Source organism: Pseudomonas migulae (assembly GCF_024169315.1).
GTDB classification, from domain to species: domain Bacteria; phylum Pseudomonadota; class Gammaproteobacteria; order Pseudomonadales; family Pseudomonadaceae; genus Aquipseudomonas; species Aquipseudomonas migulae_B.
In genome coordinates this window covers 4,086,582-4,112,264 of sequence record NZ_JALJWR010000001.1, presented here as the reverse complement: position 1 = coordinate 4,112,264, position 25,683 = coordinate 4,086,582, and the positions used below count along the sequence as shown (strand labels likewise).

The following is a 25,683-nucleotide window of genomic DNA, read 5'->3' as shown; positions in this document are numbered from 1 at the left end:
GCGCTGTACGAACGTGCCAATGGCGATACGACTGTGAGCTTAGAACAGGGTTCAACAGATGCGCCTGACCGTTTGAAATATAGCTTAGAGATCACTGAGATCTCTGTGGCGATGGGGCTTGCCCCCGTTGGGGCGCGAAGCGGCCCCGCTGTTTCTTTAAAACACCGCCTCCGCTGAAATTGCGACTGCTCGGCATTCGAACGGGGGCAAGCCCCCTCGCCACGAAAGCTCGCTCGCCACAGGGGATCACGGTGTGCCTGACAATAAGGCAAACTGGCCGACTATGCAGCAGGACGCTTCCCATGCTCAAAACCCTCGCGGTGGCCAATTACCGCTCGATCAATAAACTGGTGATTCCGCTGGGTCGGTTGAACCTGATCACCGGTCCGAACGGCAGCGGCAAATCCAACCTCTACCGCGCGCTGCGCCTGCTGGCGGAAACCGCCCAAGGCGGCGTGGTCAATGCGCTGGCCCGCGAGGGTGGGCTGGATTCGACCTTCTGGGCCGGACCGGAAAACATCACCCGACGCATGCGTAACGGTGAAGTGCCGATCGAGGCGACCGTGCGTCACGGCGTCAAACGCCTGCGCCTGGGGTTCGCCGGCGAGGATTTCGGTTATTCGATCAGCCTGGGGCTGCCCGATTCCAACGGTCATTTCATGTTGCCCGGGCACAGCTCACCCATTCCGTCACGTTTCAGCCTCGACCCGCAAATCAAGCGCGAATGCCTGTGGGCCGGGGCGTTTTATCGTCCAGCGAGCCTGCTGGTGGATCGCGACGGCCCGATGATCCGCACCCGAGCCAACCGCAGCTGGGACGTGCTGGCTCAACACACGCCGACGTTCGACAGCCTGTTCGATCAGGTCGGCAGCTTGCGTACCTCGCCGGAGGTTCTGGAGATGCGTGAGTTCATCCGCCGCTGGCGCTTCTACGATCACTTTCGCAGCGACGCCGACGCACCGGTGCGTCAGCCACAACTGGGCACCCGCACCCCGGTGCTGCACCACGACGGCAGGGATCTGGCAGCGGCGTTGCAGACCATCATCGAAATTGGCGACCCCGACGCTTTGCGCAACGCAATCAGCGATGCGTTTCCCGGTGCACGGCTGCATATCGAGCCGCTGGCCGGCGGCCGGTTCGCCATCGAGTTTTATCAGGAAGGGTTGTTGCGGCCGCTCTCGGCGGCTGAATTGTCCGATGGGACGTTGCGGTATTTGCTGTTGGTGGCGGCTTTGCTGACGCCGCGCCCGCCAACGCTGATGGTGCTGAACGAACCGGAAACCAGCCTGCATCCGGACCTGTTGCCGGCGCTGGCGCGCTTGATTATCCGGGCGTCGGAGAAGTGTCAGGTGTGGGTGGTGTCCCATGCGCGGCGGCTTATCTCGGCGTTGCAGGAGGACCCGGAATGCAACTGCATCGTGCTGGAGAAAAACCTCGGGCAGACCGGGATTGTCGGACAGCGGGTGCTGGATGAACCGGCGTGGTATTGGCCGGATTGATCAGTGCCGGATAAACCGCTTTCGCGAGCAAGCCCGCTCCCACATCAAACCGCGTCCGCCGGGACAACTCGGTCTAATGTGGGAGCGGGCTTGCTCGCGAAGACGATCGAAAGAACACCGCCTCCTTTAGCTCATCACCCCTGCCACTTCCCACCCTCGACAATCACGCTCTCAGGCTTGGTGTCATCGCTCAATTCCTTGCGCACATACTGGTCGTACAGCTTGAGCAAATACTTCTCCTCACCCAGCTTCGCCAACTCGGCGTTCACCCAGTCACGCAGTTCGATGTTGCCCTTCTTCACCGCCGGCGCAATCGGCGCTTCGGCACCCAGCGTCTGGCTCAGCACGCGATAGCCAGGGTTCTGCTTGGCCCAGCTGAACAGCACCAGATTGTCCTGGGCGTACGCATCGCCACGACCATTGGCCAATGCTTGCAGGGACTCGGAGTTTTTCTCGAACTTGAGCAGTTTCCAGTCCGGGTGATTCTTGGTCAGCCAGATGTCCGCCGTGGTGCCGGTGGTGACGATCGTGGTACGGGTCGCCAGGTCATCGAGGTTTTTCACGTCGCTGGCCTGCGGCACGAGCGCCTGCACGGCGACCTTGAGGTTCGGGTTGGTGAATTCCACCGCCTCCTTGCGCTCCGGGGTCACGGTCATGTTGGCCAGGATCAGGTCGACCTTGTCACTTTGCAGGAACGGAATCCGGCTCGCCGGTTCCACGGCAACGAACTCGACCTTGTTTTCATCGCCCAGCAGGTCCTTGGCGAATTGACGGCCGATGTCGGTATCAAAACCAACGTAACGCCCCGCTTCATCGACGAAACCAAACGGCGGCTTGTCGGTGAAGACGCCGACGATCAGCTTGTCCCGCGCCTTGATTTTCTCCAGGTAGCTGGCTGGCGCGGGGCTTTCGCTCGCGACTTTCGGCTTCGGTGGCTCTTCGGTTTTGTTGCAGCCGGCCAGCAGAGCAAGGCCGAGCAGCGGGAGTAGCAGCAGTGAAGACTTGGCAGTTTTCATGGCAGTTCCAGTTCCTTTGTTTGAGTCGTTTTGGGTAGTGCGGCGACGTAGGAGAACTTCTCCAGGAACTGCTGCGCTCGTGCGGTTTGCGGGTTCGTAAAGAAAATCTCGGGAGGGTTTTGTTCAAGGATTCGCCCGGCATCCATGAACACGATTCGGTCAGCCACGGCACGGGCAAACGCCATTTCGTGGGTGACGATCAACAGCGTCATTCCTTCGCGGGCCAAACCCTGAATGACTTCCAGCACTTCCTTGACCATTTCCGGGTCGAGGGCGGCGGTGACTTCATCGAACAACATGACCTTGGGGTTCATGCACAGCGAACGGACGATGGCGATGCGTTGCTGCTGGCCGCCGGAGAGCTGGCGTGGAAAGGCGTCGCGCTTGTCCAGCAGGCCCACGCGTGCCAGCAAGGCTTCGGCCTGATCCCGGGCTTCGCGGCGGTCGCGTTTCTGCACTTTGACCGGCCCGAGCAGCAGGTTGTCGAGCACGCTCATGTGCGGAAACAGGTGATAACTCTGGAACACCATGCCGATCTGCTGCCGCACTTCGCGCCAGTCGGTGCCCTTGTCCAGCAACTCGCGGCCATTGAATTTCAAGCTGCCGCTGTGGGCGACTTCCAGTCCGTTGAGGCAACGCAGCAACGTGCTTTTACCGCAGCCGCTGGGGCCGAGGATGACGATCACTTCGCCGGACTTCACCTGCAGGTCGATACCGTTCAGCACCTGCTGCTCGCCGAAAAACTTGTTGAAACCTTCGAACTCGATCAATGCGCTCATGCTTGCGTCCAGCGCCGCTCCAGCACGCGCGAGGCGGCCGAGAGCGGGTAGCAGATGAAAAAGAAAAACAGGAACAGCGCGCCGTAGATCAGCACGGATTCGTAGGTGCGTTCGATGATTTGCTGGCCGACCTTGATCACGTCGACCACACCGATCAGCACCGCCAGCGAGCTGGTCTTGATGATGCGTGTGTAGACGTTGATGGTCGGCGGCGTCATGCGTTTCAGCGCCTGGGGCAACAGCACGTAGCCGTAGAGTTGCGGGCCGTTCAGGCCAATCGACAATCCTGCCTCACGTTGGCCGCGCGGCAACGAATGCAACGCGCCGCGCACCACTTCGCCGACCTCGCTGGCGCCCCACAGCGATAGCACCAGCACCGCGCACCAGAAGCTCGGGATGCTCAGGCCGAAGAAAATCGGCAAACCGAAGAACAGCAAGTACAGCCAGACCAGCACCGGGATCGCCCGAAACAGCTCCAGATACACGCGCAAAATCGCATTCAGCCACGTCGAATTCAGCGTGCGCAATACGCCGTAAAGCACACCGCCGACGGTGCTGATGGCAATGCTCAGAAAAGAGATCGATAGGGTTTGCGCGGCGCCCTTGCCCAATTGCGGCAACGACACCCACAACAATTCAAGACCCGAACTGGCCATGCTGGAGCCTCCTTTCCAGTCGGCTGAGCAGCAGCGACAGCGGTAAAAACAACAGCACGCAAATCAGCGTCAGCACGGCGAGCATTTCGTAGGTTTTGTAGTAGAGCGCGATGTAGCTTTTGGTGGTATAGAGAATTTCCGGCACCGCCACGGCCGAGACCACGGTCGTCTCCTTGAGCAGGAAAATGAAGTTGGCGAACAGCGACGGCAGGCTGAGGATGCCGGCTTGGGGCAGGATCACGTAGCGAAGTAATTGCCCGTGAGACAAACCGATGGAGCGACCGGATTCCAGCTGCGCCTGAGGCACCGCGTCCACACCGGCTCGCAGCACTTCCGTGAGGTAAGCACCGCCCAGGAACGTCATGGTGATGATCGCTGCCGCAAACCCCGAGACCTTGATGCCCAGCGCCGGCAAGGCGAAGTAAACGAAGAACAGCTGGATAAGCAGCGGCGTGTTGCGCGCCAACTCCACGTACAGCCCGACCAGGCGTTGCAGGTAAGGCGTACGGAACACCAGAATCGTCGCGTTGATCAGCGCCACCAGCAACGACGTGCCGATGGCGATGAAGCCGACCTGCAGCGTCACGCCCACAGCCTTGAGAAACGCCGGCAGGGTGCTGAGGATAAAAGCGTAATCGAGGTTCATTGAACATCCTGGACGCCGCTGGGTAAGCGACGGTGGCGCAGTCCATGGGCAGTGGATAACTACCCCGCAGGCACCGACTTTAAAGGTATAAAAAGAAGAATTTAAATACCGTTAAAGCATATTGATATCACGCAAAAAACTATCCTGCGGATTTGATGCGAAGGAGGAAGACGACTATTTTCCTTTTGGCTGTAGGAAGGATCTTTTTTTCAAAATGGCCCTCCAAGGACGCACAGCTTTTGGCCAGACTCCCTCGGCCAAACCATCACAAGGAAGAGAACATGGCTGACGTAAAAGTGCCGCAACGACTGGATCCGCAGGACATCGTGAAGTTATTGGTGGCGTTGCGCAGGGCGTTGAAGGCCAGGGTGGCCTAGACCTTAAGATCGCGGACCTCTGTAGGAGCGAAGCTTGCTCGCGAAGCAGGCGACTCGGTCTGCCTGAGAGGACGCCTTCGCGGGCAAGCCTCGCTCCTACAGAAGACTGCAATCTTTTAATTTTCAAGCGCCATAAAAAACGCCGACGCTGTACTAGCCGTCGGCGTTTGAAACCTTGAAGAGGTTCGATGCAGCGTCGAATCAGAACGCTGGCAATACCGCGCCGCTGTACTTCTTCTCGATGAACGCTTTCACTTCAGGGCTGGTCAATGCCTTGGCCAGTTTCTGGATGGCTACGCTGTCCTTGTTGTCCGGACGAGCCACCAGGAAGTTCACGTAAGGCGAATCGGCACCTTCGATGATCAGCGCGTCTTTGGCCGGGTTCAGGCCGGCTTCCAGCGCGTAGTTGGTGTTGATCATGTCCAGGTCAACCTGATCCAGCACACGCGGCAGCATGGCCGATTCCAGTTCCTTGAACTTGAAGTTGTGCGGGTTCTTGGCGATGTCTTTCGGGGTGGACACGGCGTTTTTCGGGTCTTTCAACTCGATCAGGCCCGCCTTCTGCAGCAGGATCAGGGCACGGCCGCTGTTGCTGCCTTCGTTAGGGATGGCAATGGTTGCGCCGTCTTTCAGCTCAGCCAGGCTTTTGACTTTCTTCGAGTAGCCACCGAACGGTTCAACGTGGACGCCGATCACAGTCACCAGGTTGGTGCCTTTGCCTTCGTTGAAGTTTTTCAGGTATGGCAGGGTCTGGAAGTAGTTGGCGTCCAGACGCTTCTGGTCAACTTGCACGTTCGGCTGAACGTAGTCGGTGAAGACTTTGATTTCCAGGTCCACGCCTTCTTTGGCGAGGGTTGGCTTGATCAGTTCCAGAATCTCGGCGTGTGGGACCGGGGTCGCCGCAACTACCAGTTTCTCGCCAGCCTGGGCCAGGCCCGCAGTCAGGGCAGCCGCCAATGCGGTGAACAACAGAACCTTTTTCATGCAGTGTCCTTATCGAAAATCACGGTCGTCATCGACGACGGCTTGTTTAGTACGAGTGCCAGTGAAGTGCTATCGCTGGCGTGAGGCGGACAATACCGGGATTTTTTATTCCCGAACAATATCTTTTATTCACTTTCATATTCCATTTTGTTCATACAGCTCTAACTCGCGCATCGCCCGCATTTTTGCGTTTGCCACGGTAGGAGCGAGGCTTGCCCGCGAAAGGGCCATTCTTGACACACCGCGTCGCCTGGTTCGCGAGCAAGCTTCGCTCCTACAGGAGCGCAGCGTTTTTGAGGAGTTGCTTCAGGGCGCCCTTTTCGGCGGCAGATCCGCTGCCAAGGATTTGCTTCAGTTGCTGCTCGATCTGCACCAGTGGCGCCGGCAGATTCAAATGCTCCGGCAGAATCTCGTCCCCGGTGCTGACCAGCAGCGCAAAGTGAATGACGTTTTCCAGCTCCCGGGTATTGCCAGGCCAGCTATGCGCCTCCAACAACTGTTGAGCCGCTTCGCTGATCAGCGGCACCGGCAAATCGAGTCGCTGGCTATAGATGCCGAGGAAGTATTCGGACAGCGACAGGATATCGCCCACCCTTTCGCGCAAGGCCGGCAGTTCGAGCTGACCTTCGCTGAGGTAGTGATAAAGCCGCTCATGGAATTTACCGGCCGCCACGGCTTGCGCCAGGTCAATGCTGGTTGCCGCCACGAGACGCACGTCCACCGGGCTCGGTTGCGGTGCGCCGACGCGGGTGACTTCATGGTTTTCCAGCGCGGCGAGCAACTTGATCTGGATCGGCAGCGGCAGGTCGCCGATCTCATCCAGGTACAGCGTGCCGCCATTGGCCGAACCGAACCAGCCGGCGCGACTGCTCGCCGAACCGCTGTAGCTGCCGGCCGCATAGCCGAACAATTCGGCGTCGGCGTAGGTCGGGCTGATCGCGCCGCAATTGACCGAGACGAACAGACCGCCGCGATCACTGGCGCGATGGATGTGTCGCGCCAGCAGCTCTTTACCGCTACCGGTTTCACCACGGATCAATACGGAAATCGAACGCGGCGCCAGTTGCTCCAGTTCCTCGCGCAACTGACGCGAGCGCGGATCAACGAACACCAGCGCCTTTGCGCGGATGCTCAGTGGGCTTTTTTCTGCGTCGGGAAAGGTCAGCAGCGGCTGACCGAAGGCTTCAAAACTCATGGCAGGCTCCCGGCCAAAACCGCCGGGAGGCGGGGGCCGTTTTTAAAAAAAGAAAAGGCTCAAGCGCGGCGCAGGGCGTGATGTTCCATGCGGTTTTGCAGGCGATACAGATAAGCAAAACCCTGCTCCCAACGCTGGTGACCGGACTTCACGTTGATGTGCCCGGCACCGGACAGAATCCCCGCCTCGGCGCCCCAGTTACGCGCCAGTTCCAGGGCGCGTGGTGCGCTGACGGCACTGTCGTTGTCGGAGCTGACGACCTGGCTCGGAAACGGCAAAAGGTGGGTCGGGATCGGCGCAAAATTACGCAGCGCAGGCGCGCAGGCCGGACGCTCGACGTCTGCGGGCGCAACCAGCAAGGCCCCGCGCACCTGACGCAGAAAATTCAGCGGTGCAGTGGCCGCCCAATGCGCGACGGTGATGCAGCCCAGGCTATGGGCAATCAGGATCACCGGAGTGCTGTCGGCGGCAATCGCCTCGGCCAGCGCCGCGACCCAGTCTTCACGACGCGGGGTCAGCCAGTCGGCCTGCTCCACCCGCGCACTGTTCGGCAGGCTGTTCTGCCAGTGGCTTTGCCAATGATCTTCTGGCGATCCTTGCCAGCCCGGCACAATCAGGTAGCGAATTGATTCGTTGCGCATGGGGAACTCTCCTGCTGCGTGTCTGTTCCCGGTCGAGTATAGGGAGGAGAGTTATATTCGTTAAGGAATAAGGAGCTATTTATTAAGACCCATATCGAATATAAAAATATCTTATGGGGGATCAAGCCCTGTGTGTCGAGTGGATTTATCCCCGTTGGGCTGCGAAGCGGCCCCGAAGTGGAAAACCGCGGTTTACCAGGCACACCGCACACGACTGCTTCGCAGCCGAACGGGGATAAATCCCCTCGCCACATAAGCTTGCTCCCACAAGGGAATTGCGTTTATCGAGGCATAAAAAAGGGGCCGCACCCTGCCAAGGAGACGGCCCCGGAAACTCAAAATCTGTGGCGCAATGATTGGCGGAAACGTTTATCTAATAAAGGAATATTTACTTACTTTATTAGACCTGAATCGCATATGACAATCACTCTCCAAGCCACAACTTAGCGCCCCTTTGGGTCATTTTGATGACCAGCGTTTGAGTTTCCGGATGCCTCGATCAAGCCTGGGCTGCACGCACCTCCTGCTGCTCGATGCTTTCCTTGCGAACAAAGCGGTTGGCCCGCGCAAACGTTCCGAAGTCATTGAACCGCACGCCCATTTCGCGCATCACTTTGTGCGCCACCGGCACGGTCAGCTGGCGGATGTAGAACGGTTCTTTCACCACGAAGTGATGAATGCCGTGGCTGCTGCCGAAGTTGAAGCAAAACGCCTGCAGCGGCCATAGCCACCAAGCGTTCAGTACCTGGCATTGCTGCATCACGTTCCCCGACTCGATGTCGCCGTAATAGTGCATGTTCGAGCTGACGAAGTGCAGGCAAAACGTGCGCAACACGTTCGGGCCGATGATCACCACCACTGCGATGTCGATCACCTGCATCACGGAAAGCGTGTTCGCCGACCACTCGATCGGTGCCCCCAGCAGATGCGCAACGCCGTTGGCGGCGTGGAAGCCGAGGAACACGTACCACGCGCCCCAATGCACCAGCGCGAGTGGCGCATAGACCTTCAATGCGCGCTTGATGATGCTGAACTTGTGCTCCCAGGTCTTGGCCCGCAGCATGCGGATGAACGCCGACATCATGTTATCGCCGACCATCAACAACCGCGCAAAACCCCAAGGCTCGCCATTGGTGATCGCCCGTTCTTCCATGTCGGTTTCCGTGCCGGAGACCTTGTGGTGGTTGAGGTGCAAATGCCGACGAATCCACGGGTTGATCGTGCTCGGCCGCGCCAGCCACACCAGGCCCATCATCAGGTTGTGCGGCACGCGCTGCTTGCGAAAGTACATGCTATGAATCAGGTCGTGTTCCAGCTCGTGGGTCAATGAGGCGAAGAACGCATTGAGCAACAGGCACACCCACCAGGCCATATACCCGGTGAGGTAGAGCGCCGCAGAGCCAATCATTCCGGCCAGGGCGAAGGCCAGAATGCCCGAGCCCAAGGCGTCCTGATGGTTGAGAATCGGGTAGCGTTTACGCAGTTCGACCCCTCTGGCCAGCACCACTTCGCGAATATGCGCGGATCGTTGTGCTGCATTCAGTCGCTGGGGACTTGCAGAAGTACCTTCCATGCTTCCATCCTCTGGTTATTGATGTTCGCATCCTGCCTTGTGACCCCTCACAACGCGGTAGCCGTGGACGCCAACCTGTTGACCGGAAGCGCCAATCAGCATGACTGAACCGACCTCCCTCGCCAGCTGGACCCGCGCCCTGCGCAAGCAACTCGATGCGCTGGGCCTCGACAGCACCGCCCTGTGTCACCAGGCGGGGCTCGACCCGCAATTGATGGACGACCCGAACGCCCGTTACCCGTTGTCCGGCACCACGCGCCTGTGGGAAATCGCCGTGCAGGTCAGTGGCGATCCGGCGATCGGCTTGCGCGTCTCGCGGTTCGTCAGCCCGACCACCTTTCACGCGCTCGGTTATGCCCTGGTGGCCAGCGGCAGTTTGCGGGAGGTGTTCGAGCGCATCGTGCGTTATCACCAGGTGGTCAGCGATGCGTTAGAGCTTGAATTGAGCCGCACCGAAGATCGCTATCGCTTTCGCCTGAAAATCCCGCCAGGCAATCCGGCGCCGGCGTTCGAAGCCATCGACGCCTTCGCCGCAATTTACGTGCGCACCTGCCGCAATCGCCTCGGCCGCGACTACGCGCCGCTGGCGGTTTATCTGCGCCGCCCGGAACCGGCCGACGCACATCAATGGCACAAAGTCTTCCGCGCACCGGTGTACTTTTCCGCTGACGAGGACCGGCTGGAATTTTCCCTGGTGGATTTCGACAGTCACCTGGACGACGCCAATCCGGAACTGGCGGAGCACAACGAAACCGTGCTCAAACGCACGCTGGCGCAACTCAAGCCGCTGACCTGGGAACGCAAGGTTCGCGACGCCATCGAGGAGCAATTGCCCGAAGGCGAGCCCAGCGCCGAGCACATCGCCCAGGCTCTGCACCTGAGTTTGCGCAGCCTGCAACGGCATCTGGCGGATGAGGGTTGCCGGTTCGATACGCTGCTCAATGAAAGCCGCGAAAACCTGGCCCTGCTGCACCTGCGCGACCCGCAATGCTCGTTGAGCGAGATCAGTTATTTGTTGGGGTTTGCGGATACCAGCAGCTTCAGCCGTGCGTTCAAGCGCTGGACGGGGATGACGCCGGGGCAGTTTCGGGATGGGTTGCGGTGACAGGTCTGGGAGGTGGGTTGCCTGGTCTGGCCTCTTCGCGGGCAAGCCTCGCTCCTACAGTGGTTCTATGTGGACCACAATATCGCGGCCAATCGAAAAACCTGTAGGAGCGAGGCTTGCCCGCGAAGAGGCCAGACCAGCCACCGCAGTAATCCCTAACGCCCGCGATCTCTCCGCAACAACTTGCGCACCCGCGCCACCAGCTCGCTCACCGTAAACGGCTTGAGCAGATAATCATCCTCATGCAACTCCAACCCGCGCAAGCGATCCTCGATGCCGTCCTTGGTCGTGAGAAACAGCACCGGCGTCTCGCCGAGCTTGCGGATCTGTTGCTGCAACTGCCAGCCGTTGAGCCCCGGCAGCATCACGTCGAGGATGATCAATTCATATTCGCCCGACTCGATGAAGCGGCGGCCGTCCATGCCGTTGAGCGCTACATCCACCGAGTAACTCGCCTCGTTCAGGCCGTTGGCCAGCAGTTTGGCAGTCTCCGGTTCGTCTTCCACTAACAGCACACGCATGGCACACCTCGATTGTCGTCTTCACAGGCTAGGCGCCTTCGCAGACAAAGCCCACCAATAACGCCGTGTTTCAAAAAATCGCCAACGCCCGCAACCGCTCGGCATCCAGAATTTCGATCTCGCCGTACTTCAGGTTCAGAATCCCCTGGCCTTGCAACTCCTTGAGCAGCTGATTGGTGGTTTGGCGTGACAGCGACAACATCGAAGCCAGCTGCTCCTGCGGCAGTTGCAACACACGTCGTGGCGGGTCGATTTCGCCGTAGCCCTTGGCAATCATCAGCAAGCGATGCGCCAACCGTGCCGGCGCCGGCATCAGGCTCAGTTGTTCGAGGTTGATGAAGGTCAGGCGCAGTTTCTGGCTCATCAGCAATGCCAGTTGCCGCCAGTAAACCGGTTGTTCGTCCAGCATGGCCAACAGCGCCGCTTGCGGGATGTGCAACAGGATGCACTGTCCCAGACCGAACGCATCGTGGGTGCGCGGCTGACCGTCGAACAGGCAGATTTCACCGAACCAGTGTGGCGACTCCACCAGGCTCAGCAACGCCTCCTTGCCCTGCTCGCTCACCGCGCCGATGCGCACCGCACCTTCGAGCACGGCGTACAGGCCACACGGCGGATCACCGCGCTTGAACAGCCGCTGCCCCGATGACAGGCGCCGCACCTTGGCCGCGGCCAGCAGACTATTCTGTAAGGGAGCAGGTAAATGGCTGAACCATTGCCCCGTCGTCAGGCGCGAACGCCATACCTGCATGTCCATCAAAACTCCTGGAGATTGTCGCCTGGCTGACAGAGCGAGAGGTGAACCCGGGGCATGATCAATCACCCTACAGGAGGAATAACAATGAAAAGCCTCGTTGACCATCTCAGTCAATACGCCGCTTACCACCGTGACCCGCGCAATATTGCCAGCCACTTTATCGGTATTCCGCTGATTGTCGTGGCGGTGGCGGTGTTGCTGTCCCGTCCGCAATGGGCCGCAGGCTGGTTGTCGCCGGCGCTGCTGGTCGCGCTGGCGTCGGCCTGGTTCTACCTGCGCCTGGAGTTGCGCCTCGGGGTGTTGATGACGGTGTTGCTCGGTCTGTGCGTTTGGGCAGGTCAGGTGCTGGCTCAGCAAAGCACGCTGGTGTGGCTGGCGAGCGGCATCGGGATGTTCGTGATCGGCTGGGCGATTCAGTTTGTCGGGCATCACTACGAAGGACGCAAGCCGGCGTTTGTCGATGATGTGACGGGGCTGATTGTCGGGCCGTTGTTCGTGGTGGTTGAGCTGGCGTTTTTGCTGGGGATGCGGCGGGATTTGAAAGAGCAGATCGAGGCGCGGGTTGGGGGGGTGCGGATAAATCCGAATCGCGCTGCTGCGTAGATCGCCTTCGCGGGCAAGCCTCGCTCCTACAGGTAAACGCATTACCCTGTAGGAGCGAGGCTTGCCCGCGAAGCTTTTGATCTTAGATGTTGGCGACTTTCTGCCAGACCTTTGGTTTGAAGAACAAGGTTTCACCCTTCGCCAAGCCAATCAGGCTGTCGTGATCCTTCACCACTTCAGCCTCGATCAATTCGCTCTGGCCTTCGACCTTCAACGTCACCCGGGTCGTTGCGCCCAGCGGACGAATGTCCCGCACTTCAGCCGCATGGTGGTCGTCCAGTTCATGCCGCGACAGCGACACTTCGTGCGGACGGAACAGCACGTGATTGTCCTCACCCAGATGCAGGCGGTTCGAATCACCGAGGAAGTGATAAACGAAATCGCTGGCCGGGTTTTCGTAGACGTCACCCGGCGAGCCGATCTGCTCGATCACGCCCTTGTTCATCACCACGATGCGGTCGGCGACTTCCATCGCTTCTTCCTGGTCGTGGGTCACGAATACCGAAGTCAGGTTGATGTCTTCGTGCAAGCGCGCGAGCCAGCGGCGCAGTTCTTTACGCACCTTGGCGTCGAGCGCACCGAAGGGTTCGTCGAGCAGCAGGACTTTCGGCTCCACCGCCAGGGCACGGGCCAGCGCGATACGCTGACGTTGACCACCGGAGAGTTGTTCCGGGTAACGATCCGACAACCAGTCCAGTTGCACCATGTTCAGCAGTTCGTGGACTTTCACCGCGATCTGGCTTTCGCTTGGGCGCTGGTTTTTCGGTTTCATGCGCAGGCCGAACGCGACGTTGTCGAACACCGTCATGTGGCGGAACAATGCGTAGTGCTGAAACACGAAACCGACGTTGCGATCACGCACGTCGTGGCCGGAAACGTCTTCACCGTGGAACACGATGCTGCCCTTATCCGGAGTTTCCAGACCGGCGATGATCCGCAGCAGCGTGGTCTTGCCGCAACCCGACGGGCCAAGCAGCGCCACGAGTTCGCCGCTTTGAATGTCCAGGCTGATGTCATTGAGCGCCTTGAACGCATTGAAATTCTTGCTGACGTTACGCACTTCGATCGACATGAATTATTCCTCCGCGGCGCTGGCGCGCAGGCGGTTAATACGGTTTTCGCTCCACTGCTTGGCCAGCAGGATGAAGAGCGCCAGGATCAGCAACAGGCTCGCCACGGCGAACGCGGCCACGTGGTTGTATTCGTTGTAGAGGATCTCGACGTGCAGCGGCAAGGTGTTGGTCACCCCGCGAATGTGCCCGGAAACCACCGACACCGCACCGAACTCACCCATCGCCCGCGCGGTACAGAGCACCACGCCGTAGATCAGGCCCCATTTGATATTGGGAACGGTGACGTGCCAGAACATCTGCCAGCCATTGGCACCGAGCAGGCGCGCGGCCTCTTCTTCCTGAGTGCCTTGCTCCTGCATCAGCGGAATCAGCTCACGGGCCACGAACGGCACGGTGACGAAAATCGTCGCCAGCACGATGCCCGGCAAGGCGAAGACGATCTGAATGTCGTGATCCTGCAGCCACGGGCCGAACAAACCCTGGGCGCCGAACATCAGCACATAGACCAGACCGGCGATGACCGGCGACACCGAGAACGGCAAGTCGATCAGGGTCACCAGCATGCTCTTGCCACGGAACGAGTACTTGCTCACGCACCATGCGGCGCTGACGCCGAATACCAGGTTGAGCGGCACCGAGATCAGCACGGCGATCACCGTGAGCTTCAATGCGGACAAGGCGTCCGGTTCGAAGATCGCGGTGAAGAACGCACCCAAGCCGTTTTTCAGACCCTGGGACACGACGATAAACAGCGGCAACACCAAAAACAGGATGAAGACCAGCCAGCACAGGCCGATCAGGATTCGCCGCGACGTGGCACTGCCACGGCGGGCAGCGTTAGCCGAAGAGGCGGCTGCAATAGACGATTGGGACATGGTTCGCGCCTCCTTATGGGGTTTCGATGCGGCGTTGCAGCAAGTTGATCAGCAGCAACAGGACGAAGGAAACCACCAGCATCAGTACACCAATGGAGGTAGCGCCGGTGTAATCGTACTGGTCGAGCTTGACCATGATCAGCAACGGCAGGATCTCGGTTTTCATCGGCATGTTGCCGGCGATGAAAATCACCGAACCGTACTCGCCGACCCCGCGGGCAAAGGCCAACGCAAAACCAGTCAACCACGCGGGCAGCAGCGCAGGCACCAGGATATGGCGGAAAACCTGCAGCGGTTTTGCACCGAGGCACGCCGCCGCCTCTTCCACTTCACGGGGTATATCGGCCAATACTGGCTGTACCGTACGTACTACGAATGGAAGCGTTACAAAAGTCAGCGCCAGCGTGATGCCGAGGGGGGTATACGCGATCTTGAAGCCAAGGTCCGCCGCGAACTGACCCACCAGCCCGGTCGGGGTGTACAACGCGGTCAGCGCAATACCGGCCACGGCCGTGGGCAATGCGAAGGGCAGATCGATCATCGCATCGATGATCTTGCGACCCGGGAAGGTGTAGCGCACCAGCACCCAGGCCAGCAGCGTGCCGATGATGCCGTTGATGATCGCGGCATAGAACGCCGTGCCGAAGCTCAGCTTCAACGCCGCCAGCACGCGGGGCGCCGAGATGATCGCCCAGAACTGATCCCAGGTGAGTTGAGCGGCATGCACGAACATCGCCGCCAGTGGAATGAGCACAATCAGGCTGAGGTACACCAAGGTGTAGCCCAGCGTCAGCCCGAAGCCGGGTATGACGGGGGAGATACGACGCGACATAAAAGTCCTTGGTTGAGAACGCGCAAAGCCCCGACGGTTAAATCAGGGCTCGTTTATGACCTACAGCAGATTACTGCGCCGAGTAGATCTGGTCGAACACGCCACCGTCATTGAAGAATTTCGGCTGCGCGGTTTTCCAGCCGCCGAAGTCCTTGTCGATGGTCACCAGGTCCAGTTTCGGGAACTGCTGGGCGTACTTCGCGGCGACATCCTTGTCACGTGGACGATAGAAGTTTTTCGCCGCGATTTCCTGACCGGCCGGGCTGTACAGGTGCTTGAGGTACGCTTCGGCGATCTGTTCGTTGCCCTTTTTCTCGGCATTCTTGTCGACCACGGCCACTGGCGGTTCGGCGAGGATCGACAGCGAAGGTACGACGATTTCGAATTTGTCGGCGCCACCGTCTTCTTTCAGGGCCAGGAAGGCTTCGTTTTCCCAGGCCAGCAACACGTCACCCTGACCGTTGTTGACGAAGGTGATGGTCGAACCGCGCGCACCGGTGTCCAGCACTGGCACGTGCTTGAACAGGGTTTGTACGTATTCTTTGGCCTTGGCTTCGTCGCCGCCGTTGGCTTTCAGGCCGTAGGCCCAGGCTGCGAGGAAGTTCCAGCGAGCGCCGCCGGAGGTTTTCGGGTTCGGGGTGATGACCGACACGTCGTTCTTGACCAGGTCGCCCCAGTCCTTGATGCCTTTAGGGTTGCCCTTGCGCACCAGGAACACGATGGTCGAGGTGTACGGCGTGCTCGCTTCCGGCAGACGCTTCTGCCAGTCAGCCGGCAGAGTCTTGCCAAGCTTGGCGATTTCGTCGATGTCACCGGCCAGCGCCAGAGTCACTACGTCAGCCCGCAGACCGTCGATCACCGCACGGCCCTGTTTGCCCGAACCACCGTGGGATTGCTGGATCTTCACGTTGTCGCCAGCGTGATCTTTCTGCCAGAACTTCACGAACTCAGCGTTGTAATCCTGATACAGCTCACGCGTCGGGTCGTATGACACATTGAGCAGCTCGTAATCCTTGGCAACCGCGGAACCCGCAAAAAGGGCACTGGCCAGGGCGGCCAAAGCGAAATGACGAATCGACGACATGGTGAAAGCTCCTGGAATTCTGGGTGTGTTGGATTTTTTTTATGGTTGCGGGAATCGGGCTGCCGGTGGTTTAGCTCGGTTTGTTGCTCGGGGTCTGCAAACGGAATTTTTCCTTGCGTTCGATCTGGACCACCTGAGCGTTGTGCACGGTGATTTCCACGGCGCCGAACCGCAGGTCGCGCAGGGCGCTCTGGATCTCACGCAAGATGGTGGCTTCGTCTTGACCGTCAACGCTACGTAGGGATGCGCTCATGGTGCTGCTCCTTCGACTGAGAGGTTGCCTGGCAGTGTCCGGCACTGCTTGCGGCGTGAGACCAATAGTAGATAGGTGCGGATATTCTTAAAAAGACTATTTAAGAATGTTTATATAACCAGAAAAATAATTCGGCAGGGCAAGGGGTTGTGCAGGGAGATATGATTTTCCCTGACCACACAAATCCCTTGTGGCGAGGGGACTTGTCCCCGTTGGGTGGCGCAGCGGCCCCATTTTTTTGCGTCTGCTGCGCAGCCGAACGGGGACAAGTCCCCTCGCCACAAAGGTAGAAGGTGACCTCAGCCAATCACCGGTGCACTCGCCCAATCGAGTTTCTCAGCCGGCACCGGCCGCCCAAACCAGTACCCCTGCCCCAGATCGCAACTCTGCTCAAGAAGGAAACTCGCCTGTTCGACCTGCTCGATGCCTTCGGCATGCACCTGCATCCCCATGCTCTGCGCCAGGGCGATGATCACGCGCACGATCGCCACGTCATCCTCATCCCACGGCAAACCGGCGACAAATCCCTGATCGATCTTGAGCTTCTGCACCGGCAGACGCTTGAGCCGCAACAGCGACGAATAGCCCGTACCGAAATCATCGATGGCCAGTCGCACACCCAGCTCGCGCAGTCGATGCATCTGCTCCAACGCCACTTCAGGGTCTTCCATCACCGCGCTCTCAGTGACTTCCAGCTCCAGATACGCCGGATCCAGCCCGGTTTCGTGCAGCACTTTCGCCACTTGCTGAAAGAGCTCACGACGAGCGAACAATCGAGACGAGACGTTCACCGCTACAAACGACAACGCCACACCTGCCTGCTGCCACAGGCACATTTGCTGACAAGCCTGGCGCATCACCCAGGTATCGATTTCTGCGATCAACCCGGTCCGTTCAGCGATGGGAATGAATTCTGCCGGCGACACGAGCCCGCGCTTCGGATGCTCCCAGCGCACCAGCGCTTCGACGCCGACCAGGCGACGGGTCTTCAAGTCATGAACCGGCTGGTAATAAACGCGCAGCTCCTGCTGTTCCAGCGCTCGGCGCAGCTCTACAGCAGTCTCGACCCTGTTCTGGGCATGGGCTGTCAGCTCTTCGGTATAAAGGGCGTAGCCATCGCGTCCGGCGCTTTTGGCCTTGAACAGCGCCGAGTCAGCATTACGCAATAGCTGTTCAGCGCTCAAGGCATCGCCGGGGAACAGACTGATACCGATGCTGGTATTGATGAACAGTTGATGCTCGCCAATCAGGAACGGCTCTTTGAGGCCATCAATGATCCGCTGCGCCAACGCCGCAGCCTGCATCAACTGCGGACAGCTTTCGGCGAGCACTGCGAACTCATCCCCCCCCAGTCGCGCCAACGTGATCTCCGGGCCAAGCAAGGCCTGCAAACGCTCGGCCACGGCTTTGAGCAGTTGGTCGCCGACCGTGTGTCCGAGGCTGTCGTTGATCATCTTGAAATGATCCAGATCGATCATCAGTAACGCACAGCCACGCTTGTGGAGTTGCGCCGAAGTCAGCGCCTGCTCGGTACGGTCGGTGAACAGCAAGCGGTTAGGCAAATCCGTCAGTGGGTCGTGATGAGCCAGATGCTTGAGTTCATGTTCGGAGTTCTTGATCGCGCTGATATCGGAAAACACGGCAACGTAATGGCTGAGCTGGCCCAGTTCGTCGTGAATAATGCGGATCGTCTGCCATTGCGGGTAGATCTCACCGCTTTTTCGGCGATTCCAGATTTCCCCGCTCCATTCGCCGATGCTATTGAGTGTCGCGAACATCGCCTGGTAAAAATCCGCCGGGTGATGACCCGACTTGAACAGGCTCGGTCGCTGGCCCAGCACTTCCTCAAGCGAGTACCCGGTGATTTCCATGAACGCCCGGTTAACGTGGACGATCAAGCCGTTGCGATCGGTGACCAGCACACCTTCGCGCGTGCAATCAAATACCGCAGCCGCCTGACGCAAACGCTCGCGGTCGTCATTTCGCTCACGCAATGTGGCAGCGATCCCGAGGCACCGGAGCAATCGCGCTCTGGCGATGAAGATCAGCCCGGCACTAAACGCGACCCAGACGTAACCGTTGATCAGTTGCCACCGCAGCAGCTCGTCAGAGCTATCGAAGAAACTGTTCAATAAATAACCACTAAACTGCAGCCAGACTACGGATAGCAACAGATAAAGCAGCGCCGCACGCAATGCGTCGCGAAAGGTGGCAGACATTCGGCCGTCCATGTCCCTACAAAAGAGTTGGAATTATAGGTTAAAGAAACATCCAGCCACTCTTATCTGAAAGGGCGACTGGTTTTATCTGTGGGCTTAGTGATAATGCAACGGCTGTTTTTTTCTTTTTCGAGGGCCCTATAGCCTATGTGGTACGAAGGTTTTCTCGGCTTGTCGCCCTGGTCACTGGTGGCAGTCACCCTGCTGATGACCCACGTCACGATTATCGGCGTCACGGTCTATCTGCATCGTTATTCAGCCCATCGCTCGCTTGAGCTCAATGCTGGCCTGAAACATTTCTTCCGCTTCTGGCTGTGGCTCACCACGGCGCAGAACACCCGCGAGTGGACCGCCATCCACCGCAAGCATCACGCCAAATGCGAAACCGCCGATGACCCGCACAGCCCGGTCATCAAGGGCTTGTCCACCGTTCTGCGCAAAGGCGCCGAGCTGTACCGCGCCGAAGCGGAAAACCCCGAGACCCTGCGCATCTACGGCAAGAACTGCCCCGAAGACTGGATCGAACGCAACCTCTACAGCCGTTTCCCGCTGCTGGGTGTGGCGATCATGGGCGTCATCGACCTGCTGCTGTTCGGCACCATCGGCATCACCATCTGGGCCATCCAGATGATGTGGATCCCGGTCTGGGCCGCCGGCGTGGTCAATGGCCTGGGCCATGCCGTCGGCTACCGCAACTTCGAATGCCGCGATGCGGCGACCAACCTGGTGCCCTGGGGCATCCTGATCGGCGGTGAAGAACTGCATAACAACCATCACACCTACCCTAATTCGGCAAAACTGTCGGTGAAGAAGTGGGAGTTCGACCTTGGCTGGGCCTGGATCCAGGTCTTCAGCTTCCTGCGTCTGGCCAAGGTTCAGCGGGTTGCACCGATTGCCCACCGGGTCGAAGGTAAAGGCAGCCTGGACATGGACACTGCCATGGCCATCCTCAACAACCGCTTCCAGATCATGGCCCAATACCGCAAATTGGTGATCGCGCCGCTGGTCAAACAGGAACTGGAAAAGGTCGATCACTCGGTCCGTCACCAGTTCCATCGGGCCAAACGTCTGCTCTCCCGGGAAACCAGCCTGCTCGATGACAAACACCACGTACGCATCCAGACCATGCTCGAGCACAGCCAGGCGCTGAAGGTAATTTACGAGAAACGACTGGCCTTGCAGCAGATCTGGGTCAAGACCAGCTCAAATGGTCACGACATGCTGGCCGCCATCAAGGATTGGGTACACGAAGCCGAAGCCAGCGGGATTCAATCCCTGCGCGACTTCGCCGACCAACTGAAGACCTACTCCCTGCGCCCCGCCGCCACCGCCTGACTGTGGCAAGGGAGCTTTTTGTGGCGAGGGGATTCATCGGAACGCCGCACCGCCCCGTTCGGCTGCGCAGCAGCCGCAAAACCTGACGACGCGTTTCAACTGAAAAACGCGTCGCCAGTACCGCCCGGCGGGAGCAGCCCCGCTAGCCACCCAAGGCGGGAACTAAGCTCCAAATCCCCTATCTCAAAGACACTTCGCCACTACGGCGGGCTTAGTTGCGACCGCTGTCCAATACGCGGCCCTTTGAGATTTTGTGTCGATGGTCACCAAGAACCTCCAAGACTCATCCCTACCCCAGTGGCCCGAGGCCGCACAAACCTTGATGGCATTGATGCACGCCCAAGGCGAAGTCGCACGCCTGAGCGAGCGCGAACAGCTGTTCAGCTCTCTGCTGGTAAGCGTTAACGCGGTGCTTTGGGCATTCAACTGGGAAACCCGCCAGGTGCTCTACGTGAGCCCCGCCTATGAGCGGATTTTCGGCCGTTCCGCGGGCCTGTTGCTGTCCGACTACAGCCAGTGGCGTGACAGCATTTACCCCGACGATCTGGAGTACGCCGAGCGCAGCCTCGCCGAAGTGCTGGAAAAAGGCGCCGTCGAAGACCGCGAGTACCGCATCATCGCCGCCGATGGCCAAGTGCGCTGGCTCAGTGACAAGTGCTTCATCAACCGTCAGGCCGAACCCGGCCAGCCGGTGATCATTGTCGGCATTGCCGAAGACATCACTGACAAGAAGCTGATGGAAAGCGAGCTGCATCGCCTGGCCACCACCGACGTCCTGACCCAGAGCAGCAATCGCCGGCATTTCTTCGACTGTGCCCATCGTGAGTTCGAACTGGCACGCCAACAAGGTGCGCCGCTGGCGTTTCTGCTGCTGGACATAGATGACTTCAAGGTAATCAACGACACCTACGGTCACCCGGAAGGCGACAACGTGCTGCAACACATTGCCGAGACCGGTCGCGGGACATTGCGTCGCGGCGATGTGTTCGGACGGATCGGTGGCGAGGAATTCGCCGCGGTGTTTCCCGGCTGTGCGCCAGACATGGCCATGCAAGTGGCCGAGCGTCTGCAACGGGAGATTCAGCGTTTGAGCTTCAGCCATGACCAGCAGACGTTCGGCATCACTGTCAGCCAGGGTTTGACCAGCTTGACCGCCGAGGATGAAAGCGTCGAGAGCCTGTTTGCCAGGGCGGATGCGGCGATGTATGAAGCGAAGCGCCAGGGCAAGAACCGGATCATATCCAGCTGACAAAAACCTCAGGAGCCACGCAAAACCCCTGTGGGAGCGGGCTTGCTCGCGAATGCGGTGTGTCAGTCAAAGTTGATGTCGACTGATACACCACATTCGCGAGCAAGCCCGCTCCCACAGGGATCTGTGTCGGACTTACTTTTTGCGCAGACGCATCAGCTCCGGCAACCCGATCTTGAGCAACCGCGCCGTCCGGCTCTTGGCCAGCGCTTCAATGCCCTCATGCTCGGTCAGACGCGCCATCTGCGCCGCCATGTTCATCACCAACGCCTCGCGGGAGTAAACCCCGCCACCGAGCTGGTACACCGCCGCAATCAGCTCTCGCAGCTCCAGAGGCAAGCGCCAGCGGGTGCGCAGCGCGGAACCATACGCCGCGCCGAAATCGGCGAGGGCATCACCCACCTCCTCCCATTCATCCAGCTCACCACCGGCCTGTTTCCATTCCTGCAAACAGCGCAGCAACGCCAGATCACCCAGGCGATGCAACATCCCGGCGCAATAGCACCGCTCCTGATCCAGATCGAGCAGGCGCGCCAGCGTCCGGGCATATTCGGCGGTGTGCAGCGACAGCTCCCAATAACGCTCGGCATAGTCCGCCAACAACGGATCGCTGAGCCGTGCACTGCGCTTGAGTGCCAGCCCCAGAATAAGGTTCATGCTCTGCCCGGTGCCCAGTCGATGCAACGCCTGGGACAGGGTTTGTACGGCGACACCATGATGCTGGGCTGCGCTGTTGGCGGCGGCGATCAGGACGGCGGTAATCTGCGGATCGGTACGGATCTCATCTTCCAGCCGCGTCAGATCGAGGCCGTTGGGGTTCAGGCTGCGTTTGACCGCAAGCTGCACGTCCGTCATCAGCGGCGCGCCGTCAGCCAGTTCGCGACGACGTTCCAGGTACACCGACAAGGTCATGCCCGGTGCGAGCGCTGGAACCTCACAAGACACCTCTTCTCCGGCGTTCAGCAGCAGGTCTTGCAGACGCTGGGTCAGGCTTTCCATGTTCAACGGCTTGGTCAGGTACGCAGTGGGCGCATACGACAAGGCTTCGCGCACGCTGACGCCATCGTTACGGCTACTCATCAGGATGAAAGGCAGCGGCGGATTACGTTTGCGCTGACGGACGCTGCGCAAGACATTCAAGCCATCCACGCCGGGCAATTCCCAATCGACGATTACCAGGTCGTAAACGTTTTCCGCCAGTCGCGTCAGCGCGTCGTGGCCATCGGCGCACAAATCCAGGCGCGCATCGCAGCGCACATTCAGCAGCACTTGCTTGAGCAGATCGCGCGACCAGGGATCGGCCTCGGCAATCAGCACTCGGGGTACGGCGGGTAAATCAACGGCGGTCATGCAACAAGCTCCCTCTCAATGCCTGTACCTTAGTCAATGCGGGGCGTTCGAAACAGCGCAGTGTGTAATGCAGACAAAAAAAACCCGCCGAAGCGGGTTTTTGTCGATCAGATCACCAGTCGATCAGAGCTCCGAGAAGCACTCTTCGATGATCGCCAGACCTTTGTCCAGTTGCTCATCCGGCGAAGTCAGCGGTACCAGGACGCGCAGAACGTTGCCGTAGGTGCCGCAGGACAGCAGGATCAGGCCCTTGTCGCGCGCCTTGGCCACAACCGATGCCACGGCAGCGGCGTTTGGCTTGTGGCTGTCGCCGTCAACGAACAGCTCGACCGCGATCATCGCGCCGAGGGCACGGACTTCGCCGATCACCGGGTACTTGGCCTGGATGGCCTTGAGGCCAGTGACCAGACGCTCGCCGACTGCCTTGCAGCGGTCCAGCAGGTGTTCTTCTTCAAACACTTCCATTACGGCCAGGGCTGCGGCGCAAGCGATCGGGCTACCAGCGTAGGTGCCGCCCAGGCCGCCTGGAGCGATAGCGTCCATGTATTCGGCCTTGCCGCACACACCGGCCAGCGGGAAGCCGCCAGCGATGGATTTGGCGAAGGTGGTCAGGTCGGCAGCAACGCCCATCTGCTCCATGGCGAAGAAAGTGCCGGTACGGCCAGCGCCGGTCTGCACTTCGTCAGCGATCAGCAGAATGCCGTGCTGGTCGCACAGAGCGCGCAGGCGCTTCATGAACTCTTTAGGCGCGACGTAGAAACCGCCTTCGCCCTGAACCGGCTCGATGATGATGGCAGCGATATCACGCGGCTCGGCGTCGTTCTTGAAGATGCGTTCGATGCTGGCGATCGAATCGTCGATGCTCACACCGTGCAGTTCGTTCGGGTACAGCGCGCGGAAGATGCCGCCTGGCATCAAGCCCATGCCGGCCGAGTAAGGCACGACTTTACCGGTCAGGCCCAAGGTCATCATGGTGCGACCGTGGTAAGCGCCGGTGAACGCGATCACGCCGGCACGGCCAGTGGCGGCACGGGCGATCTTGATGGAGTTTTCCACGGCTTCGGAACCGGTGGTCACCAGCAGGGTTTTCTTGTCGAAATCACCTGGCACCTTGGCGTTGATTTTTTCGCACACTTCTACGTACGGCTCGTAAGCCAGTACCTGGAAGCAAGTGTGGGTCAGCTTGTTCAGCTGCTCGGTCACGGCCGCGATGATTTTCGGGTGCACGTGGCCGGTGTTCAACACGGCGATACCGCCGGCGAAGTCGATGAACTCGCGACCTTCAACGTCGGTCACGGTAGCGTTCTTCGCGGACTCGGCGAAGATCGGGTGAATCTGGCCAACACCGCGTGGTACAGCGGCTTCGCGGCGTTTCATCAGGGATGCGTTAGTCTTGCTCATAAAGTCCTCATTCACCGCTCATCGGGCGGCGTGGTTCAAGGAAAATGCGGCGGGGAGGCAACTACGGCAGCATGCGATGATCGACTGCCACAGCTTTCCCGGTCACAGAGAAAATTCCGTTTGAAACACGCAAAGGGTCAGCGCTCTCGTGCCCTTTGCGTTTGAAGCAATGCCCAGCCGAGCTTAGATGCCCAGGCAGAGGTATTTGATTTCCAGGTAATCTTCGATGCCGTACTTGGAGCCTTCACGGCCCAGGCCCGACGCCTTGATGCCGCCGAACGGCGCGACTTCGTTGGAGATCAACCCGGTGTTGACGCCGACCATACCGTATTCCAGGGCTTCCGCCACACGGAACACACGGCCCAGGTCGCGAGCATAGAAGTACGAGGCCAGACCGAACTCGGTGTCGTTCGACATCGCGATCACTTCGGCTTCGTCCTTGAAGCGGAACAGCGGCGCCAATGGACCGAAGGTTTCTTCCTTGGCCACGGCTGCGTTCTTCGGCACGTTGGTCAGGATGGTCGGCTCGAAGAAGTTGCCTTCCATGCTCTTGCCACCGGACAGCACGGTCGCGCCTTTGGAAACGGCGTCAGCGATGTGCTCTTGAACCTTGGCCACGGCTTTTTCGTCGATCAGCGGACCGGTGGTGGTGCCTTCTTCCAGACCGTTACCGATCTTGAGCTTGGACACTGCCACTTTCAGCTTCTCGGCGAACGCGTCGTAGACCGAATCCTGGATGTACAGACGGTTGGCGCAGACGCAGGTCTGGCCGTTGTTGCGGTACTTGGAAATGATCGCGCCTTCGACGGCCTTATCCAGGTCCGCGTCGTCAAACACGATGAACGGCGCGTTGCCGCCCAGTTCCAGGGACACTTTCTTGATGTCCTTGGCGCATTCGGCCATCAGCTGACGACCGATTTCGGTCGAGCCAGTGAAGGACAATTTACGCACGATCGGGTTGCTGGTCAGTTCGCTACCGATGTCGCCGGCGCTGCCGGACACCACGCTGAACACGCCAGCAGGAATGCCGGCACGTTGCGCCAGTTCAGCCAAGGCGAATGCCGAGAACGGCGTTTGCGAAGCAGGCTTGAGCACCATGGTGCAACCGGCGGCCAGGGCCGGGCCGGCTTTACGGGTGATCATCGCGGCCGGGAAGTTCCACGGGGTGATTGCAGCGGTCACGCCGATTGGCTGCTTGATCACGATCAGGCGCTTGTCTGGCTGGTGGCCCGGAATCACGTCACCGTAGACGCGTTTGGCTTCTTCAGCGAACCACTCGATAAAGGAAGCGGCGTAAACGATTTCGCCCTTGGCTTCGGCCAATGGCTTGCCTTGCTCCAGGGTCATCAGGCGAGCCAGGTCGTCCTGGTTCTCGATGATCAGTTCGAACCAGCGACGCAGCTTGTTCGCACGGTCCTTGGCGGTCAGTGCACGCCAGGCCGGCAACGCCTTGTCAGCGGCTTCGATCGCACGGCGGGTTTCGGCAGCGCCCATTTTCGGCACGGTGCCCAGAATTTCGCCCGTTGCCGGGTTGTTGACCTTGATCGTCTGACCATTGTCCGCATCGACCCAAGCGCCATCGATGAAGGCTTGCTGGCGGAACAACTGGGTGTCTTTAAGCTGCATGTCGGCTTTCCTTAACAGCACCGCGGCAGGCGCG

At 59.5% G+C, this 25,683-nt stretch carries 24 protein-coding genes; 5 read left to right on the top strand and 19 right to left on the bottom strand.

The annotated features are described in order from the left end of the window. The first annotated feature begins 302 nt into the window (after positions 1 to 302). Positions 303 to 1,499: an AAA family ATPase gene (locus J2Y86_RS18955; protein WP_253434744.1), complete on the top strand. Its 1,197-nt coding sequence runs from the start codon at positions 303 to 305 to the stop codon at positions 1,497 to 1,499. A gap of 134 nt (positions 1,500 to 1,633) precedes the next feature. Here J2Y86_RS18955 and J2Y86_RS18950 read toward each other — a convergent pair whose 3' ends face one another. The 8 genes from J2Y86_RS18950 to J2Y86_RS18915 all read right to left on the bottom strand — a co-directional run bounded on the left by J2Y86_RS18950 (position 1,634) and on the right by J2Y86_RS18915 (position 9,366). Further along, positions 1,634 to 2,515 carry a transporter substrate-binding domain-containing protein gene (locus J2Y86_RS18950; RefSeq protein WP_253434741.1) on the bottom strand — a complete coding sequence of 294 codons (882 nt, stop codon included), beginning with the start codon at positions 2,513 to 2,515 and terminating at the stop codon, positions 1,634 to 1,636. Beyond that, entirely contained in the window at positions 2,512 to 3,294 is a 783-nt protein-coding gene (locus J2Y86_RS18945; RefSeq protein ID WP_253434737.1) for an amino acid ABC transporter ATP-binding protein, read from the bottom strand. Before J2Y86_RS18945 ends, J2Y86_RS18950 begins: the two co-directional genes overlap by 4 nt. Then, a complete protein-coding gene (locus J2Y86_RS18940) occupies positions 3,291 to 3,950 on the bottom strand; it encodes an amino acid ABC transporter permease (RefSeq protein ID WP_253434734.1) in 660 nt (219 codons plus the stop codon). The genes J2Y86_RS18945 and J2Y86_RS18940 overlap by 4 nt, the downstream gene beginning before the upstream one ends. Continuing rightward, a complete protein-coding gene (locus J2Y86_RS18935; RefSeq protein WP_253434731.1) occupies positions 3,931 to 4,596 on the bottom strand; it encodes an amino acid ABC transporter permease in 666 nt (221 codons plus the stop codon). Before J2Y86_RS18935 ends, J2Y86_RS18940 begins: the two co-directional genes overlap by 20 nt. A gap of 578 nt (positions 4,597 to 5,174) precedes the next feature. Next, positions 5,175 to 5,957, bottom strand: coding sequence for a MetQ/NlpA family ABC transporter substrate-binding protein (locus J2Y86_RS18930; protein WP_253434728.1), 783 nt, complete (start codon positions 5,955 to 5,957; stop codon positions 5,175 to 5,177). Positions 5,958 to 6,231: 274 nt separating this feature from the next. Then, a complete protein-coding gene (locus tag J2Y86_RS18925; protein WP_253434725.1) occupies positions 6,232 to 7,152 on the bottom strand; it encodes a sigma 54-interacting transcriptional regulator in 921 nt (306 codons plus the stop codon). A 59-nt stretch (positions 7,153 to 7,211) separates the two neighbouring features. Continuing rightward, a complete protein-coding gene (locus tag J2Y86_RS18920; protein ID WP_253434708.1) occupies positions 7,212 to 7,793 on the bottom strand; it encodes an alpha/beta hydrolase in 582 nt (193 codons plus the stop codon). Between the two features lie 499 nt (positions 7,794 to 8,292). Continuing rightward, positions 8,293 to 9,366 (bottom strand): fatty acid desaturase, encoded by a 1,074-nt coding sequence (locus tag J2Y86_RS18915; protein WP_253434705.1) that lies wholly within the window; start codon positions 9,364 to 9,366, stop codon positions 8,293 to 8,295. A 100-nt stretch (positions 9,367 to 9,466) separates the two neighbouring features. On the opposite strand from J2Y86_RS18915, the gene J2Y86_RS18910 reads away from it, so the two are divergent. Beyond that, a complete protein-coding gene (locus J2Y86_RS18910; protein WP_253434702.1) occupies positions 9,467 to 10,471 on the top strand; it encodes an AraC family transcriptional regulator in 1,005 nt (334 codons plus the stop codon). A gap of 155 nt (positions 10,472 to 10,626) precedes the next feature. On the opposite strand, the gene J2Y86_RS18905 is transcribed toward J2Y86_RS18910, so the two are convergent. Next, positions 10,627 to 10,992: a response regulator gene (locus tag J2Y86_RS18905; protein ID WP_201255345.1), complete on the bottom strand. Its 366-nt coding sequence runs from the start codon at positions 10,990 to 10,992 to the stop codon at positions 10,627 to 10,629. 70 nt (positions 10,993 to 11,062) lie between these two features. Beyond that, positions 11,063 to 11,749 carry a Crp/Fnr family transcriptional regulator gene (locus J2Y86_RS18900; protein ID WP_253434699.1) on the bottom strand — a complete coding sequence of 229 codons (687 nt, stop codon included), beginning with the start codon at positions 11,747 to 11,749 and terminating at the stop codon, positions 11,063 to 11,065. 84 nt (positions 11,750 to 11,833) lie between these two features. On the opposite strand from J2Y86_RS18900, the gene J2Y86_RS18895 reads away from it, so the two are divergent. Next, positions 11,834 to 12,352, top strand: coding sequence for a DUF962 domain-containing protein (locus tag J2Y86_RS18895; RefSeq protein WP_253434696.1), 519 nt, complete (start codon positions 11,834 to 11,836; stop codon positions 12,350 to 12,352). An 82-nt stretch (positions 12,353 to 12,434) separates the two neighbouring features. On the opposite strand, the gene J2Y86_RS18890 is transcribed toward J2Y86_RS18895, so the two are convergent. The 6 genes from J2Y86_RS18890 to dibA form a co-directional block, all read right to left on the bottom strand. After that, complete coding sequence (locus J2Y86_RS18890; RefSeq protein ID WP_214380133.1) at positions 12,435 to 13,424, bottom strand: sulfate/molybdate ABC transporter ATP-binding protein; 990 nt, start codon at positions 13,422 to 13,424, stop codon at positions 12,435 to 12,437. 3 nt (positions 13,425 to 13,427) lie between these two features. After that, the gene (cysW, locus tag J2Y86_RS18885) at positions 13,428 to 14,300 is read right to left on the bottom strand and encodes a sulfate ABC transporter permease subunit CysW (protein ID WP_253434693.1); all 873 of its coding nucleotides are present in this window, start codon (positions 14,298 to 14,300) and stop codon (positions 13,428 to 13,430) included. 13 nt (positions 14,301 to 14,313) lie between these two features. Next, on the bottom strand, positions 14,314 to 15,132 hold the full coding sequence (gene cysT / locus J2Y86_RS18880; protein WP_253434690.1) for a sulfate ABC transporter permease subunit CysT: 819 nt from the start codon (positions 15,130 to 15,132) through the stop codon (positions 14,314 to 14,316). A gap of 70 nt (positions 15,133 to 15,202) precedes the next feature. After that, positions 15,203 to 16,216: a sulfate ABC transporter substrate-binding protein gene (locus J2Y86_RS18875; RefSeq protein WP_253434687.1), complete on the bottom strand. Its 1,014-nt coding sequence runs from the start codon at positions 16,214 to 16,216 to the stop codon at positions 15,203 to 15,205. A gap of 70 nt (positions 16,217 to 16,286) precedes the next feature. Further along, the gene (gene oscA / locus J2Y86_RS18870; protein WP_253434684.1) at positions 16,287 to 16,469 is read right to left on the bottom strand and encodes a sulfur starvation response protein OscA; all 183 of its coding nucleotides are present in this window, start codon (positions 16,467 to 16,469) and stop codon (positions 16,287 to 16,289) included. A gap of 299 nt (positions 16,470 to 16,768) precedes the next feature. Continuing rightward, positions 16,769 to 18,688, bottom strand: a complete 1,920-nt coding sequence (dibA, locus tag J2Y86_RS18865; RefSeq protein ID WP_253434681.1) for a phosphodiesterase DibA — start codon at positions 18,686 to 18,688, stop codon at positions 16,769 to 16,771. 147 nt (positions 18,689 to 18,835) lie between these two features. Between dibA and desA the strand changes: the two genes are divergently transcribed. Both desA and J2Y86_RS18855 read left to right on the top strand, forming a co-directional pair. Next, entirely contained in the window at positions 18,836 to 20,023 is a 1,188-nt protein-coding gene (gene desA / locus J2Y86_RS18860) for a delta-9 fatty acid desaturase DesA (RefSeq protein ID WP_253434677.1), read from the top strand. A 259-nt stretch (positions 20,024 to 20,282) separates the two neighbouring features. Further along, positions 20,283 to 21,272: a GGDEF domain-containing protein gene (locus tag J2Y86_RS18855; RefSeq protein WP_253434674.1), complete on the top strand. Its 990-nt coding sequence runs from the start codon at positions 20,283 to 20,285 to the stop codon at positions 21,270 to 21,272. Positions 21,273 to 21,407: 135 nt separating this feature from the next. On the opposite strand, the gene J2Y86_RS18845 is transcribed toward J2Y86_RS18855, so the two are convergent. From J2Y86_RS18845 to gabD, 3 genes are all read right to left on the bottom strand, one after another. Further along, entirely contained in the window at positions 21,408 to 22,622 is a 1,215-nt protein-coding gene (locus tag J2Y86_RS18845; RefSeq protein ID WP_253434671.1) for a response regulator, read from the bottom strand. A gap of 123 nt (positions 22,623 to 22,745) precedes the next feature. Next, entirely contained in the window at positions 22,746 to 24,023 is a 1,278-nt protein-coding gene (gene gabT / locus J2Y86_RS18840; RefSeq protein WP_253434668.1) for a 4-aminobutyrate--2-oxoglutarate transaminase, read from the bottom strand. Positions 24,024 to 24,206: 183 nt separating this feature from the next. Further along, positions 24,207 to 25,649, bottom strand: coding sequence for an NADP-dependent succinate-semialdehyde dehydrogenase (gabD, locus tag J2Y86_RS18835; protein WP_253434666.1), 1,443 nt, complete (start codon positions 25,647 to 25,649; stop codon positions 24,207 to 24,209). Between the last annotated feature and the right edge of the window lie 34 nt (positions 25,650 to 25,683).